Below are 15,146 nucleotides of genomic sequence, written 5' to 3'. Positions count from 1 at the left end.
ACCATCGCTCCGAGTCATAACGCTTCTACACCGGCAGCAGCGACCGAGCACCTCGACATCACGCTCCGACGTTGAACTGCCGAAGTCGCGCCGCATCTCCTTCGACGTCAAGGACAGTGAGGCTGGGTGCTGCGACGGGATGGATGCGGCTGGCACCGAGACCAACGAAACGATCCAGCACCGCACGGATCGTGCCGCCATGGGTAACGACCAACACTGGTCCCGGATGGGCTGCCGCACTACGCACAGCGCCAGATACCCTGGCACGGATCGCCTCCGCAGGTTCACCGCCCGGAGGAATGAGCACGCCCTCGCGCCACTGGTGGTAGGCGGGACCGATCATCTGCGGAGTCGCGCCTTCCCATTCACCGAGACTGTGCTCGATCCACGCTGTGTCGATGATGGGTGGGACATCACTCAGCAGCGCGGCTGTGGTGCGTGCGCGGGTGAGCGGTGAGACGACCACGGTCTGCGGGTTCCAGGGTGCGATGATCTCCGCGAGCGCCGTGACCTCTGCGCGACCTTGCTCGGAGAGATCGATGTCGGTCCTTCCCTGCATTCGCTGCTGACGATTCCAGTCGGTCTCTCCGTGTCGGACGAGTAGCAGTGTCGTCACAGTCGCTGTCCGTCCGCACCGAAGCACGCCGCCGGTCTCTCCGGGAATCGAAGGCGAGTGCTCTCCCCCGGGATCGCTGCCCGGTCGCTGACCACGGTGATCCGATGTCCTGCCTCAGGAGCGACGCGTCCGGTGACCAGGTGTCGTCCCGCCTGCGGCGTGGATTCTACGACCTCGAAATCAAGCGTCCCCTGCGGATGCATGGCGACCTCATCCGGGCGGAACATGAGGTGTGCGGCATCCGCCGGGAGCGTCATCGCGGTGTCGAGAATGATCTCAGCACTCCTGGGCAGGAGGACCGCTGCGGGGCTTCCCAGAAAGGATGCGACGAACATCGTGGCGGGAGCCTCCAGCAGCTCCGTGGGTGTGCCGAACTGCTCGAGCCGCCCACCGTTCATCACCGCGATGTGCGTGGCGAGCGCCAGCGCCTCGACCTGGTCGTGCGTGACGTACACGCTCGTCGCGCCGCTACTACGGTGCACGCGGCCGAGCTCAGAACGCGTCTCGACTCGCAGGCGCGCGTCGAGGTTCGACAGGGGCTCGTCGAATAGCACCACCTGCGGACGGGGTGCGATCGTGCGGGCTATGGCCACACGCTGCTGCTGCCCGCCTGAGATCAGCGCCGGTGTGCGATCGGCCAGATGCGCGATCTCCAATGATTCGAGAACCGCTTCCACCCGCGAAGCACGATCTCGGCGCGACCATCCGGCAACGGTGAGCGGCCACTCAACGTTCTGCTTCACCGTCATGTGCGGCCAGAGCGCATAGCTCTGGAATACCATGCCGATGCCCCGCTTGGAGGGCGGGATGCTGATTCCGCGGGTCCCGTCCGCGATTACGCGGTCTTCGAACGAGATGCTGCCGCTGGTTGGGTCCTCGAGACCGGCGATCATCCGCAGCGTCGTGCTTTTACCGCAACCTGACGGGCCGAGCAGCACAAGGAAGGCGCCGGAGGGGATCTTCAGCGACAGATCTGCGACGGCATCCTGTGCTCCGAAGCGCTTGCCGAGCCGATCGATGGTGAGTTCAGTCATGAGATCTTCCGTTCAAGAGAGCGGTTCTTTTCGAGCGAACGCGCGCACAGGGTCGCCGCCACTGAGATGGCCGCGATGATCAGGGTGATGACACCGGCCTGCTGGGCGAAGCCCTCCGAGGCATAGCGGAAGGTCATCATCGACAGCAGCGGGGTCGCCGGCGTCACGAGCAGCACAACGACCGAGAGATCGCGCACCATGGTGACGAAGACGAGGATGCCGCCGTTTGCAAGTCCCCTCGCCACAAGCGGAATCGTGATGCGCGCGAGGCGGCGAGGACCACCTGCCCCCGTGAGCACGGCGGCTTCGTCGAGTTCGGGTGCAACCTGCCCGAGCGCGGACTTCGCCGTTTGGAACGCGAACGGGATGCTCGCGGCAATGCCGGCAAGCACAAGGATGCCGAACGTGCCGTACAGCGATCCAAAGGGCCCGATCGGCGCGCCGAACTGCGCGATGAACGCGGCTCCGAGGGCCACGCCGGGAATGAGGAAGGGCACATACGCCAGCAGATTGATCGCGCCATTCATCGTGCGCGCCCGCGGCATCCTCCGGATGACGTATGCGGCGACCAGTCCGATGAGAACCGCCCCGATGGCGACGGCTGCCCCGAGTCCGAGGGTTCCTCCGAGCGCCTGCAGCACGGTGGGGTCAAGCAGCACGCCGCGCATGCCGTGCGAGATCGACGGATCGGACTCCCCGATCCAATAATGGAGTGTGAATCCGCCGTCGAAACTGTTCGTGCGCCTCAGGAACGTACTCACAATGAGCACGATGGCGGGAATGATCGCGGTGATCACGACTGTTGCCCACGCAGTCGTCGCCAACGGCGCCCTCCAACCGCCCGTTCGAGTGATGCGTGCACGGGTGGCTTTGCCGGTGATGGTGGAGAACGACCGACCTCCGGTGATCCGGTTGCCGCCGAAGAGAATGATGCCGGCGACGACAATGAGCAGGATCGAGAGCACATAGCCACGTTCGGCATCGCCTGTGGAGATCGCTCCGTACAGGCGTGTGCTCAGCGTCTGGAACCGCACCGGGAGTCCCAGCAGCGCGGGGACGGCGAAGTTCGATACGCCTTCGGCGAAGGCGAGGAGGAACCCGGAGAGCACGGCCGGTGTCACAGCGGGGATGACGATGCGCGCGGCGACGCGAGTACGGGAGGCTCCTGTCAGCTCGGCGGCGGCGACAAGATCTCCCCCAACGTTCGAGAGAGCTGCGGCGATGACGACGAAGCTCAGCGAGTAGTAGTGCGCAACGAGGGTGAGGATGACGGGAACCGGACCCCAGGCGAGCCAGTCCGGCACCGGAACACCGAGCGAGAACAACAGTCCGGTGCTACCGCCGATCAGGTCGTTGCGGAAGATGCTTTCCCAGGCGAGTGCGATCGCGAAGCTCGGCAGCGCGAACGGAATGGCGGCGAGAACGCCGATCACCCGGCGACCAGGCACGTCGCTCATGACGACGATCCAGGCGAGGAAGGCGCCGATGACGGTGGCGATGATTCCGGTTCCGAGGCCTACGAGCAGCGAACCGCCCAGCGGCTGCCAGAACAGCGCAGACGACATCGGGCTGGCGAGCACATCGCCCCAGGCGCCGTCGGCGTCCTCTCCGACAGTGGCCGCCGTGAGCCCCGCCAGTGGCAAGGCGACAAGGATGACGAGTACCGCGAGCACGGCGATGGCCAGCCACAGAATGGGCCGGCGCACCGCCGCGCGCACGCGGATGGAAGCACTCACTGGATCGTGAGAAGGAAGTCCGCGACGTCGGAGCGGTGCTCGGCCGAGGCCTCCGGGTCGATCTGCCAAGCGCCCAGCTCGTCGAGGCTCAGAGCATCGGCGGGTGTATCGATGTCCGTGCGGGTCGGATAGTCGCCCGCGACGTAGAACGGCTCGAATCCGGCTCCTCCGGTGGAACTGTCGTCACCCATCATGTAGTCGATGAGCAGACGGGCAGCGGCCGGGTTCTCCGCCCCGGCGGTGACGCCGAGGTACGCGGGGAAGACGATCCCGGGCGCGGGAGCGACACCTGAGGCCACTTGCAGCGCCCAGCCTTCCTCTTCGTTATCGCGGCGGTCGGAGTACGACGTGAACCCGACGGGTGGAGCGTCCTGCCCCGTTGCGCCAACGGCGGCATTGACCGTGTCGGTGTCATCGACGAGCACGGCGTCATTGGCGTAGAGGTTCTTCAAGAACTGCAGTCCGGCATCCGGCATACCGTCTTCGAGAGCGATCTCCTCACCGAAGTGCTCGGTGTATGCATCCGCCATCTCGTCGGCGCGCAGCGAGAACTCCGTGGCAAGGTCGAGGTAATCGCCACGCACGTTGGGGTCGACGAGCACGACTTTACCGGCCCATTCCGACTCGGTGAGCTCCCAGAGATTCGACACTGGCGCACCGTCAGGGTGCGCTTCTTCGTTGTACATGAGCACCTTCGTCGAGAGGCGGTTCGCGACCAGCGGAGCCTGATGCTCGGACGGCAGCGCCTCGGCTACACGTGCGGGGAGGTATGGCAGCAGTACGCCATCGGCGAGAAGCTCGGTGACGACGACGGGGGCGTCGGAGACGTAGGCGAGGTCGGCCGTCGCGCTGCCGGCTGTGTGCTCGGTCGCAAGTCGTGTGATGAGCTCACTGGAGGAGATGTCGCTGGCGACGACGTCGATGCCGGGGTACTCGGCCTCGAACGATTCCTCGATGGCGGCGATCCGGCTGGTGAAGGCGTAGACGACGACTTCGCCTTCGTCGGTGGCCATGTCGACGAGCTCATCGTGCGTGAGGGCATCCCAGTCGACATCGGCGGACGGCGCGGATGCTGCGGGTGCGCTGCATCCGGCGAGCGTGACCGCCAGGCCGCAGGCGACGAGGACGGCGGTGGCGGCGGTGATCGGGCTGCGGAGCGGTTGCCAGGTCATGATCGTTCCTTTCGAGGGATTTTCAAGGGAATTTCGAGGGCGTACGGGGTAAGCGACTACGGATGCGGTGGGACGGATGCTGCGAGCCGGTGTCACCGGTCGAAGCGCTCGAGCAGAGACTCGAGACGGTCGAGCGAGCGCAGGACGCGGTCGGGCGCTTGGCGGGCGATGGTGAGAATCAGGGCGTTCGCGATGGCCATAGGGACGGTCAACGTGAGGAACTCGTCCCCACCGCCGCGCGGTGCTGCGAGCACAGCATCCGGTTGGGGCGACAGCGAAAGCAGGGTGTCTGTGAGCAGCGCGGTGTATGCGCCGGTCTCACGTGCGAGCTCGAGCACGGGTACGAGGTCGCGCGGTGCCCGACGGAAAGCGCAGGAGAGGATGAGATCGCCCTCGCTGAGCGTGGCGAGCTGCTCGGCGACATCGCGGACAGGACCGTCCAGGGCGGTGACGCGGATGCCACTGCGGCGCAGCCGGCGCTCGAGCAGGTCGACCAATACGGTGGCGTTGCCGTGTCCGAAGAGGTACACGTGTCCAGCGGCGAGCACCCGGGCGGTGAGGTCGTCGAGGTCATCCTGACTGATGTGCTGTGGGAGGGCTGTCAGAGCGGCGATCTCGTCGTCGACGAATCCACCGATGACGTCGTCCGGATGCCGCTCCAGACGGCCTCGGATCCGCTGGGAGGGGCCGGAGCCAGCTAGGTAGTCCTGTCGGAGGGCGTCGCGCAGCCGGGGGTACCCGTCGAACCCCAGACGCTGCGCGAAACGCGTGGCAGCCGACTGGTGCAGGCCCAGGGGATCGGTGAGCTCGGCTGCCTGCCAGAATGCGGCCTCTGCAGGTCGTGCCTGCAGCACGGCGACGAGTCGACGGTCGGTCGCGGTCAGCGCGGAACCGTGGTTCTTGGCGAGGTCGGTGATGAGCACGTTCTGGACGCTATGCGCAATTTCACTTGCATTGAGCGCAAGCCATGCGAGTTCACGTGCCGTTCATCGGTCCGCCGACCCGCGGTCACCACGAGCCGTCGCCGATGCGCTTGTCCGCGCAGTTACGCCAGATGCGCGTAGTCTCTTTCCGTGCGCTTGGGAATCCTCGATATCGGTTCGAATACCGTCCATCTCCTCGCCGCGGATGCCCGCCCCGGTGGCCGTCCGCACGCGACGACGAGTGACCGCACTGTGGTGCGCCTGATGCGCTTTCTCACACCCGAGGGCGCGATCAGCGAGGAGGGCGTGCGTGCGCTCGAAGCCGCCGTCACCCGGGCGCGGCACATCGCTGAGGCTGAGAGAGTTGAGACGCTGCTGGCCACGGCAACCAGCGCGATCCGTGAAGCGGCCAACGGCACCGAGGTCATCGCGCGCATCGAGAAGGCTCTCGGTCAGCCCCTGCAGGTGCTTACCGGCGAGCAGGAGGCCGATCTCACATTCCTCGCCGTCCGGCGTTGGTTCGGCTGGGATGCCGGACGCATCCTGCTGCTCGATATCGGCGGCGGCTCATTCGAGTTCGCGGCCGGCGCGGACGAGACCGCGGAGATCGCAGCATCCGTCCCGCTCGGGGCTGGGCGCATGACCGTGCAGTTCCTGCCGGAGGATCCGCCCGGTGAGGATGCTGTCGAGCTGCTGCGCGCGCACGCGAGAACGGTGCTCGCACCAGTGACCGAGAAGCTCAACGCCCTCCCCCGCCCTGATCACATCGTCGGCTCGTCGAAAGCGATCCGGTCGCTGGCGAACCTTGCTGGTCGCGAAGTGTCCGGGCTGGGATTCAATCGCACAGTGATGTCGCGCTCGGCCCTGAAATCGTGGATTCCACGGCTCGCTCGCATCCCGGCATCCGCTCGTCAAGAGCTCCCGGGAATCACGCCCGATCGCACGTTCCAGATCGTCGCCGCCGCCGTCTGCCTGCATACGGCGATGAGCATGCTCAACCTCGATGAGCTCGAAGTCTCACCCTGGGCACTGCGCGAAGGGGTGCTGGTGCGCTACACCGAATCGCTCAGCTGGGGCGGCGTCGGGATCTGACGCGCGAGGTCGACGGACCCGCCTGGCAGCCCTATCGCCGCACACTTGCAGGGTGATCGTACGGCTGCAGGGCGAAACGCCGATGGATGCCCCGACATCCGTGCATACGCCCTGCAAGTGTGCCGGGTCGCACTCAGCAGGCGCACTCAGCAGGGTCGCACTCAGCAGGCGCCGACACTCAGAGCGCGAGCCGCTCCTTGACTACATCGGCGAGCTTCTCCGCGTGCGCTTGAGCGGACTCTGCGTCCGCGGCCTCGACCATCACGCGCACGAGGTTCTCCGTGCCGGACTTGCGCAGCAGCACTCGTCCGGTGTCTCCGAGTTCCGCCGTGACGGCGGCGACGGCATCCTGCACGCCCTCATCGTCAGCGCAGCGCTCCTTATCAACGTTTCGGACGTTGATCAGCACCTGCGGATACACGGTCATGACGCTGGCAAGTTCGGCGAGAGACTTCTTCTGGTGCGCCATCTCGGCCACCAGATGCAGCCCGGAAAGCACACCGTCGCCCGTGGTGGCGAATTCGCTCATGATGACATGCCCGGACTGCTCGCCGCCCAGCGCGAAACCGCCGGCGTTCATGTCCTCGAGAACGTAACGGTCTCCGACAGCGGTCTGGCGCACGGTGATGCCGTGCTCTTTCATCGCAATATGCAGACCGAGGTTGCTCATCACGGTCGCCACAAGCGTGTTGTCGGTGAGGTGTCCGCGTTCCTTCATCGCCACGGCGAGAATCGCCATGATCTGGTCTCCGTCGACGACATTGCCGTCAGCGTCGACCGCGAGGCAGCGGTCTGCGTCGCCGTCATGCGCGATGCCGACGTCAGCGCCGAGTCGGACCACCGCCTCGGCGAGGTTGTCGAGATGCGTCGAGCCGACACCGTCATTGATGTTGATTCCATCGGGTTCTGCCCCGATGACGGTGACCGTGGCACCGGCGGTCTTGAATGTCTCCGGTGAGACTCCGGATGCTGCGCCGTGCGCACAGTCCAGCACCACGTGGATGCCGTCGAGCTGATGCGGAAGCGACGCGAGAAGGTGCAGCTTGTAGCGGTCCTCCGCGTCGGAGAAGCGCTGGATACGACCGACGCCTTCACCGGTGGGAAGAAGCATCTCCCCCGTCATTGCCGCTTCGATGCGCTGCTCGACGACGTCCGGGAGCTTTACGCCACCGCGGGCGAAGATTTTGATTCCGTTATCGGGTGCCGGGTTGTGCGAGGCAGACACCATGACGCCGAAGTCGGCATCATGGTCGTTGACGAGGAATGCCAACGCCGGAGTCGGAATGACGCCAGCGTCCAGAACGTCGACGCCGGATGCTGCGAGGCCGGCAGAGACAGCGGCTACGAGGAATTCACCGGAGACGCGCGGGTCGCGGGCAACCACGGCGGAAAGCCGCTTGCCCTCGGACTTGCGAGTCTCTGCAGTGCGGCCCTGGCCCAGGACGACAGCTGTCGCCTGGGCCAGGGTGAGCGCGAGGTCGGCGGTGAGGATGCCATTGGCAAGTCCTCGCACACCGTCCGTGCCGAAAAGCGGCATCGGGACTGTGGACCTTAGCGCTTCGAGTACTGAGGCGCCTTGCGGGCCTTCTTGAGACCAGCCTTCTTGCGCTCGATGACGCGGGCGTCACGCGAGAGGAAGCCGGCCTTCTTCAGGGTCGGACGGTTGTTCTCAACGTCAATGCCGTTGAGGGCACGGGCGATGCCGAGACGCAGTGCGCCGGCCTGGCCCGAGTCGCCGCCACCCGAGATGCGTGCGATCACGTCGTACGCACCCGTGAGGTTCAACACGGTGAAGGGGTCGTTGATCAGCTGCTGGTGCAGCTTGTTCGGGAAGTAGTCCTCGAGCGTACGGCCGTTGACCGTGATCGTGCCCGAGCCGGGGACCAGACGCACGCGGGCGATGGCCTGCTTGCGACGGCCGACGGCTGCGCCGGGGACGTTCAGCACGGGACGGGGAGCCGTCTCCGTTGCCGTGGTCTCCGCGCTGGAGGTCGAGTAGTTCTGAGGGGTTTCGGTGGTGTCCTGAGTATCAGCCACGAGAATGTCCTTCGTAATCTTTGCGGCGCTTACTGGGCGACCTGGTCGAGTGTGTACGTCTGAGGCTGCTGCGCGGCGTGCGGGTGCTCAGCACCGACGTACACCTTGAGCTTCGACAGCTGCTGACGGCCGATGCTGTTCTTGGGGAGCATGCCGCGGACGGCCTTCTCGACAGCGCGGACGGGGTTCTTCTCGAGGAGCTCCTCGTAGGTGACCGACTTCAGACCGCCCGGGTAGCCCGAGTGGCGGTAAGCCTTCTTCTTCTGGAGCTTCTGACCCGTCAGCGCAACCTTGTCGGCATTGATGATGATGACGAAGTCACCGGAGTCCATGTGGGGGGCGAAGGTCGGCTTGTGCTTGCCGCGCAGGAGCGCTGCGGCGTGCGAGGCGAGGCGACCGAGAACGACGTCGTTTGCGTCGATGACGACCCAGTCACGCTGAATCTGCCCGGCCTTCGGGGTGTATGTACGCGTCACAATAGTGCTGCTTTCTTGTCGAACGGAGAGGTTCGTGAATCCCACTCCGGGGTGGTTCCCTGAGGAACACGCCAGTGGAGGGCTCACGTTCGTGGCACTCGGCAGTCGAGTACCAAAGATATAGCTTACGCCATCAGCCTGATGCGACCAAATGGACATCGGCGTGAGGGGCGCCTCGGTGGCAGGGGTCGCCTCGTGCCGCACACCCGGCCGCACCGCGACCACACGCGCCACCTCCGCAACCCGCGACCCTCCCTGCACAGGTTCCGAAGGGACCGAGTTCTCCACGGTTCGTGGTGTTCGGCATCCCGAGCATCCACCTCGACGAGCACAGTTGCCAATATGTCCCTATCTCCCCGACCTCTCCCACCGGAACTCGGCGGGCAGTTCTCTGTTCGCCGCGCGTCCGATGCCGGCGCCACCCGCCGCAGGATGCGCGCACGCGACCTCACCCACCCCTTCCGCGGCGTGCGCCGCAGCGTCAGATTCATCGAGGAGCGGGGTGCCGCAGCCGAAAGAGACAATAAGCCGTACGCCGAGTTCCGCCGCAAGCGCCAAGAGCTGATCGACGACGCGCACGCGTATGCAATGGTCATGCCGCCAGGCGCCTTCTTCTGCGGCGCAACGGCGGCGGTGATCGGCGACAGCTTGCCGGTGAAGTTCCCTGACGCACTGGACGTCGCAGTAGTCGCGCCGCAACGCGCACCTCGGGCGAAGGGCGTGCGTGGGCGGAAGGTAGCCGAGCATCTTGTCACAATCGGCCAGTTCGAGGGTCTGCGGTTGACGAGTCCGGCGAGCACTTGGGCGATGCTCGGCCGTGATCATGACCTGCGCGATCTCGTGGCGATTGGTGATGCGCTCGTGCAGATTCCTCGCGACAACTTCGGGCTTCAGCATCCGGAGTTTGCACGCGCCACCATCGCTGACCTTGCCACCGAACTCGCCCGCGGTCCGCGTCCACCGTCGACGAAGAAGCTTCACGAAGCCCTGGGGCTGATCCGCGTGGGAAGTTCCTCCGTACTCGAGACGGAGTTCCGACTGGATGCCGCGGCTGCAGGCCTGCCCGACCCTGAGCTTGACATGGAGATCCATTACGACGGCACCCGACTGGGGATCTCCGAGTTCGTGTACCCGCGATATCGAGTGGTCGTGGAAGTCGAGGGCGATCACCATCGCACATCCCGAGGTCAATGGAATCGTGACATCGAGAAGTATCAGGCCTACGTCGAAGCAGGGTGGGAGACCATCCGCCTGACCTCATCACACATTCGCGGTCGCGAGGCGGATGCCGTGCAGCGGGTTGCCGCAGCTCTCAAGCGTCACGGCTGGGTCGGCTGAGCATCCGTCACGCAGCGAAGCCGCGCCACGCCCCTCGCGCGGGTGTCGCAAACGGCCGCGCCAGGCGCCCGCTCCCGACACCAAGCGACACCTCCGCGAGCGGGCGCGCCGCGTCGGCATGGCGCTACGCGGGGAACGGTACGTGATGAGCGCGGCCGGATGGCGCGTGCTCATATCGCTTCTCGGCCCGCAGCCGCTCCTTCTCGATCCCCTCGAAGGCAGACCAGACCGATTCGGCGAACACGTCTCCCCCGGCTGCCGCCGGATGGATCCCGTCGCCGGCGAGCAGGTCCTGATGGGGAGCGATGGCACCCGACCAGTCCGCGATCCAGACCCGACGGTGGCTGTCGGCGAACGCCTCAAGGTCTGCGTTCACGCCCGGAATCCAGTCGCGCGGTGCGACCGCGTTGACGAGGATCAGATGCCGCTCCGGTCCGATGATCTGCAGCATCTGATTGAGCACCCCCGTATCGACCGGCCCATTCGTGCCAAGCGCGACGACGACGTTTTCGCGCAACTGCCCGTTCCCGGCCAAAGCCGAGAGAATGTCGGGCCCGGCCCAGATCGATCTGGACACCTCCGCGTCCACGCTGATCCCGGGAAACTTCTGCATGAGTGATGGCGCCGACGCCAGCATCACCGAGTCACCCACGGCGGTGATATCCACGCCTTCCGGGATGACGATCTGATCGTCGGATGCTTCGGGCGATGGCGACGCGGATGGCGACGCAGACGGCGACGGCGACGCGGACGGCGACGCGGACGCGGCTTCTTGCACAGCCTGCTCGCCGCGGTGGATCGCAGCCGACGCCGAGGTCGCATGCGGCGCCTGCACGATCGCGGCGGAGGTTCCGGCCACGGCGATGAGCGCGACGGTCAAGGCTGCCAGTCCGGCGAAGCGCGCGAGCGGCCTTCCCGTGATCCGCCTCCCGAGCGCGCCCAGAGAGCGCCGGAAACCGTAACGGCGAAGCGGCTGCTCCACGAAGCGATAGGAAAGCGCCGCGGCGACGAGCGACAGCACGAGCGCCAACACTCCCTCCGCCCACGGCACCCCGCCCTCCGGTCCGTAGCCACGCGCCCACGACAGCACCAGGACCAGAACCGGCCAGTGCCAGAGATATATGCCGTAGGAGCGGTCCCCAACCCAGCGCAACGGTGCAGCATCCATTCCCCGGCCGAACCAGGACCCCGGCCAGATGCCGGCAAAAACTGCCAGCACGCTGCCGGTGGTCGCCAGTAACAGGCTTCCGGGGAATGTCACCAGATCAGGTGATTCCGGGATCGTCGAGGCAACGACGATCGCTCCGATGCCGACGATCCCCACCAGCAGCGCGCAGACCTGCATCCTCCGCCGGCGCATCCATTCCCGATCGGGCATACCGGCCGTGGCCAGAGCCAGCGCAATGCCGAACAGCAGCCCGAAAGCGTGCGCGTCGGTTCCGAAGTAGGCGCGTGTGACCTCCCCGGCCGACACGAGCTGTGCCATCCACCAGGCCGACCCGCCGGCTGCGACCATGAGGAGCGCGACGCGCGACCATCTTCCCGGGATCAGCAGCACCAGCGGAAGTAGCAACGGCCACACCACATAGAACTGCTCTTCGACGGCGAGCGACCAGAAGTTGCGGAACAGCTCCGGGGCGGTCGCGGTGAAGTAGTCCGTTCCGTCCGCGACGGCGAGCCAGTTGTAGCTGAAGGTGGCCGCCCCCAGCACCTGCCTGCCCATTCCCACCAGCAGGTCGCCGCCGAGCAGCCATGCCGCTGTCGCACACACCGTGATCACGACCACGAGCGCGGGCAGCAGTCGACGAGCGCGACGGCGCCAGAAATCGATCAGTCGACCAGGTCCGCGGTGCGAGGGGCGCAGCAGCAGCGAGGTGATCAAGAACCCGCTGATCACGAAGAAGACGTCGACACCGACGAATCCACCCGGCAACGGCAGTGCCGGGAAGAGGTGGTAGACGACAACGAGGATGACGGCGACTGCACGCAGGCCGTCGAGGCCCGCGAAGCGCGTGGAGGAGGAAGGAGTCTGCGTCATCGTGGAGAGGTATGTATCGGCGTGCGGCCGAGAAGAATTCAAAAGCCCAGTCTAAGCTGGCCAGGTGCGAATTCGGCTGGACATCGCCTACGACGGCACCCACTTCCGCGGCTGGGCGAAGCAACCGGGGCTGCGCACGGTGCAGGGATCGCTGGAGACGGCACTCGAGCGGATCGTCGGCTCCCCAGTGCATCTCGTCGTCGCCGGACGAACGGATGCCGGAGTGCACGCCTCCGGCCAGGTCGCGCATCTCGATCTCACCAAGCCGCAATGGGCACGCCTCGAATCGCGAAATGGCCGCAGCGCCCACAGCCCGGCGGAGTCGATAGCTCGCCGCGTGCGCGGGGTGCTCGGCTCATACCCCGATGTCACCGTGCACCGCTCCTCGCTCGCGCCGACCGGTTTCGATGCCCGATTCTCGGCGGTGTGGCGCCGCTATCGCTATCGCCTCGCAGATGATGTCACCGGCTTCGACCCCGCCCGCCGCCTCGACACCACGAGCATCCGGGGTGAGCTCGACGTCGAGACGATGGATGCTGCGGCACAGTCGCTGATCGGACTCCATGATTTCGCGGCCTATTGCAAGCCGCGCGAGGGCGCGACGACGATCCGAACCCTTCTCGACTATCGCTGGCAACGCGATGCCGACGGGGCACTGGTCGCCGAGGTGAAGGCCGATGCTTTCTGCCACAGCATGGTGCGGGCGCTGGTTGGTGCGTGCGCAGCTGTGGGTTCCCGCAGGCTCGATGTCAGTGACCTCGTCGCACTGCGTGATGCACTGGAGCGCACGAGCCGCTTCGCCGTCCTCGCCGCGCGCGGACTCACACTGACTGAGGTCGGCTATCCGTCAGATGACCTCCTCGCGGTGCGCGCCGAGCAGACGAGGGCGCGACGCAACTTCGAGTAGCAGTGCCACTACCCGGTGGCCTCCCCCCAGCAGCCACCGGATAGTCGATCGAGCGGACGAAGCCCCATTGATCGCCCCGCGATACGACGGCCCCGGCATCCGGAGGGACGCGATCGGAACCGTACAATGACCTTATTGGTGGGTTCTTCACAGGGATCGGGGGAAACTGTGACGAAGAACGATTCTGACTACGACCGCAGATTCGCCGCTGCGCTGAGCGAGGCGATCATCGCACGCGATGTCTCGCTCACCTGGCTTCATCGGCACCTGCACGACCGGGCCACTCCGGTGTCGATGGCCACGCTGAGCTACTGGCGCTCAGGAGATCGACATCCCGAAGGCACCGCCTCACGCGCCGCAGTCGACGAGATCGAAGCATTGCTCGGGCTGAGTCCCGGCAGCCTCAGTGAGCTCATTCAACCCATTGCACGAGTCGGCGCGCTCCCTGCCGCATACGTGCCGAGCGCTGCGGAGATCAGCGCTGCGATCGAGGAGATCACCAAAGTGCTCGGTACCACTCCGTCTTCGGGGCTTCGCGATCTGAGCACGCTGACCACGGTTGAGGTCGGTTCAAACGGTGCGGTGGAGAGCGTCACGATGCGCGCCCTGGTACAGTCCACGATGCCCAGCATGACGTCAGTGCCCCTGTTCGATTTCGTCCCCGAGCCAGGTGTCGAGCCGAAGAAGATAGTGAACGTGATCGGTGGCACGCTCGCCCCTCCGTATGTGCATCCGGGTGGGAAGGTCGTGTGCGACGTTCTCACACTCGACCGGCCTGTCCCTGCCGGCGGGACCACGATGATCGAGTTCACTGAGCTGTATGCACCGGGGTACCCGCAGACTCGGCAGGCGTCTCACGCGGTGTCCAGACCCGCACGGCAGACGGCGATCTGGGTGCGTTTCCATCCGGATGCTGTTGCGGACTGGTGCGAGGAGTTCGTCGATGCCGGGGAGGGTGAGGCCGTCAGGTCGCTTGAGGTGGCAGGTACCTCAGTGCACGTGTTCCGGTTCGGTTTCGGTCCGGCCACGCTGGGAGTGCGGTGGGGCTTCGACGACTGAGCACCGGTTGGTCGTCCATCACACGGCAGATCGCAGTAGCGTGGACGGTGTGAAGGTCATCTCGTACAACCTACGCAAACACCGTGCTGCAACCGAGCTCGAGGAGCTCGCCGCCGAGCACGCGCCGGATCTTCTCTGCCTCCAGGAATGCGACGTGGCTGCCCTGCCGGACGAGATCGGCGGCCTCGCGCTTGCGGATGCCACGCACGGTAACCGTCTCGGGCTGGCGATCTACTACCGCACGAACACCTTCCGACTGCAGGAGATTCGCACATTCGGGTTGAAGAAGTCGATGCATGACCGTGTTCTCAAGCCCGCTCACGAGCGTGTGCTCGGAGTGCGTCTGCTAGACATCGACGACGGACACGAGCTGATCGTGGCATCATTCCATGCAGCCCCTCTCACGGCGCTGAACTCGCTGCGCCGCAATCAGATCCGCGCTGCACTGTCCGAGCTCGAGACGATGGGAGTGGGGCTGCCGGTGCTCATGGTGGGCGACTACAACTACCCGGTTTTCAAGGAGAGCCTCAGCCAGAATGTGCGCGACCATGGCTACACGCTGACGCTCAGCGACGACCGCACCTACACCCGGTATCGAGTGTTCAAGGGGCATTACGACTTCGCCACCTCTGATGGCTTCACAATCGACAGCATCCGCACCCTGCCGCAGCGCTCCAGCGATCACCGACCGATTCTGGTCACCGCGAAGGTGGACTGA

The 15,146-nt window shown here is 65.8% G+C and carries 14 protein-coding genes; 5 read left to right on the top strand and 9 right to left on the bottom strand.

From position 1 onward, the window contains the following. Positions 1 to 58: 58 nt before the first annotated feature. The 5 genes from ACW5CM_RS14145 to ACW5CM_RS14125 form a co-directional block, all read right to left on the bottom strand. Positions 59 to 616: a histidine phosphatase family protein gene (locus ACW5CM_RS14145; protein ID WP_439256138.1), complete on the bottom strand. Its 558-nt coding sequence runs from the start codon at positions 614 to 616 to the stop codon at positions 59 to 61. Continuing rightward, complete coding sequence (locus ACW5CM_RS14140) at positions 613 to 1,650, bottom strand: ABC transporter ATP-binding protein (protein WP_457125385.1); 1,038 nt, start codon at positions 1,648 to 1,650, stop codon at positions 613 to 615. The genes ACW5CM_RS14145 and ACW5CM_RS14140 overlap by 4 nt, the downstream gene beginning before the upstream one ends. Beyond that, positions 1,647 to 3,386, bottom strand: a complete 1,740-nt coding sequence (locus ACW5CM_RS14135; protein WP_457125384.1) for an ABC transporter permease — start codon at positions 3,384 to 3,386, stop codon at positions 1,647 to 1,649. The genes ACW5CM_RS14140 and ACW5CM_RS14135 overlap by 4 nt, the downstream gene beginning before the upstream one ends. Next, positions 3,383 to 4,558, bottom strand: a complete 1,176-nt coding sequence (locus ACW5CM_RS14130) for an ABC transporter substrate-binding protein (RefSeq protein ID WP_438253117.1) — start codon at positions 4,556 to 4,558, stop codon at positions 3,383 to 3,385. The genes ACW5CM_RS14135 and ACW5CM_RS14130 overlap by 4 nt, the downstream gene beginning before the upstream one ends. Positions 4,559 to 4,650: 92 nt before the next feature. Then, positions 4,651 to 5,481 (bottom strand): MurR/RpiR family transcriptional regulator, encoded by an 831-nt coding sequence (locus tag ACW5CM_RS14125; RefSeq protein WP_438253116.1) that lies wholly within the window; start codon positions 5,479 to 5,481, stop codon positions 4,651 to 4,653. 150 nt (positions 5,482 to 5,631) lie between these two features. On the opposite strand from ACW5CM_RS14125, the gene ACW5CM_RS14120 reads away from it, so the two are divergent. Beyond that, positions 5,632 to 6,573 (top strand): Ppx/GppA phosphatase family protein, encoded by a 942-nt coding sequence (locus tag ACW5CM_RS14120; RefSeq protein ID WP_438253115.1) that lies wholly within the window; start codon positions 5,632 to 5,634, stop codon positions 6,571 to 6,573. A 178-nt stretch (positions 6,574 to 6,751) separates the two neighbouring features. Here the strand turns inward: ACW5CM_RS14120 and glmM are convergent, their stop codons facing one another. Genes glmM through rplM form a run of 3 tightly spaced genes read right to left on the bottom strand, consistent with a single transcriptional unit; the run spans position 6,752 to position 9,086 of the window. After that, positions 6,752 to 8,110 (bottom strand): phosphoglucosamine mutase, encoded by a 1,359-nt coding sequence (gene glmM / locus ACW5CM_RS14115; protein ID WP_439256143.1) that lies wholly within the window; start codon positions 8,108 to 8,110, stop codon positions 6,752 to 6,754. 14 nt (positions 8,111 to 8,124) lie between these two features. Then, entirely contained in the window at positions 8,125 to 8,610 is a 486-nt protein-coding gene (gene rpsI, locus ACW5CM_RS14110; RefSeq protein WP_438253113.1) for a 30S ribosomal protein S9, read from the bottom strand. Between the two features lie 29 nt (positions 8,611 to 8,639). Next, the gene (gene rplM / locus ACW5CM_RS14105) at positions 8,640 to 9,086 is read right to left on the bottom strand and encodes a 50S ribosomal protein L13 (RefSeq protein WP_439256144.1); all 447 of its coding nucleotides are present in this window, start codon (positions 9,084 to 9,086) and stop codon (positions 8,640 to 8,642) included. A 342-nt stretch (positions 9,087 to 9,428) separates the two neighbouring features. Here rplM and ACW5CM_RS14100 point away from each other — a divergent pair, with 342 nt between their 5' ends. Then, positions 9,429 to 10,424: a putative endonuclease domain-containing protein gene (locus ACW5CM_RS14100; protein WP_457125383.1), complete on the top strand. Its 996-nt coding sequence runs from the start codon at positions 9,429 to 9,431 to the stop codon at positions 10,422 to 10,424. 124 nt (positions 10,425 to 10,548) lie between these two features. On the opposite strand, the gene ACW5CM_RS14095 is transcribed toward ACW5CM_RS14100, so the two are convergent. Then, positions 10,549 to 12,504, bottom strand: coding sequence for an acyltransferase family protein (locus ACW5CM_RS14095; protein ID WP_457125382.1), 1,956 nt, complete (start codon positions 12,502 to 12,504; stop codon positions 10,549 to 10,551). Between the two features lie 22 nt (positions 12,505 to 12,526). Here ACW5CM_RS14095 and truA point away from each other — a divergent pair, with 22 nt between their 5' ends. The 3 genes from truA to ACW5CM_RS14080 all read left to right on the top strand — a co-directional run bounded on the left by truA (position 12,527) and on the right by ACW5CM_RS14080 (position 15,146). Beyond that, entirely contained in the window at positions 12,527 to 13,369 is an 843-nt protein-coding gene (gene truA / locus ACW5CM_RS14090) for a tRNA pseudouridine(38-40) synthase TruA (RefSeq protein WP_457125381.1), read from the top strand. A 168-nt stretch (positions 13,370 to 13,537) separates the two neighbouring features. After that, a complete protein-coding gene (locus ACW5CM_RS14085; RefSeq protein WP_439256148.1) occupies positions 13,538 to 14,428 on the top strand; it encodes a hypothetical protein in 891 nt (296 codons plus the stop codon). A gap of 49 nt (positions 14,429 to 14,477) precedes the next feature. Next, a complete protein-coding gene (locus ACW5CM_RS14080; protein WP_438253107.1) occupies positions 14,478 to 15,146 on the top strand; it encodes an endonuclease/exonuclease/phosphatase family protein in 669 nt (222 codons plus the stop codon).

The organism is Microbacterium wangyouchuni, assembly GCF_054072595.1.
The sequence above is the reverse complement of the archived record's forward strand: the minus strand, read 5'-3'. Positions and strand labels throughout refer to the sequence as shown.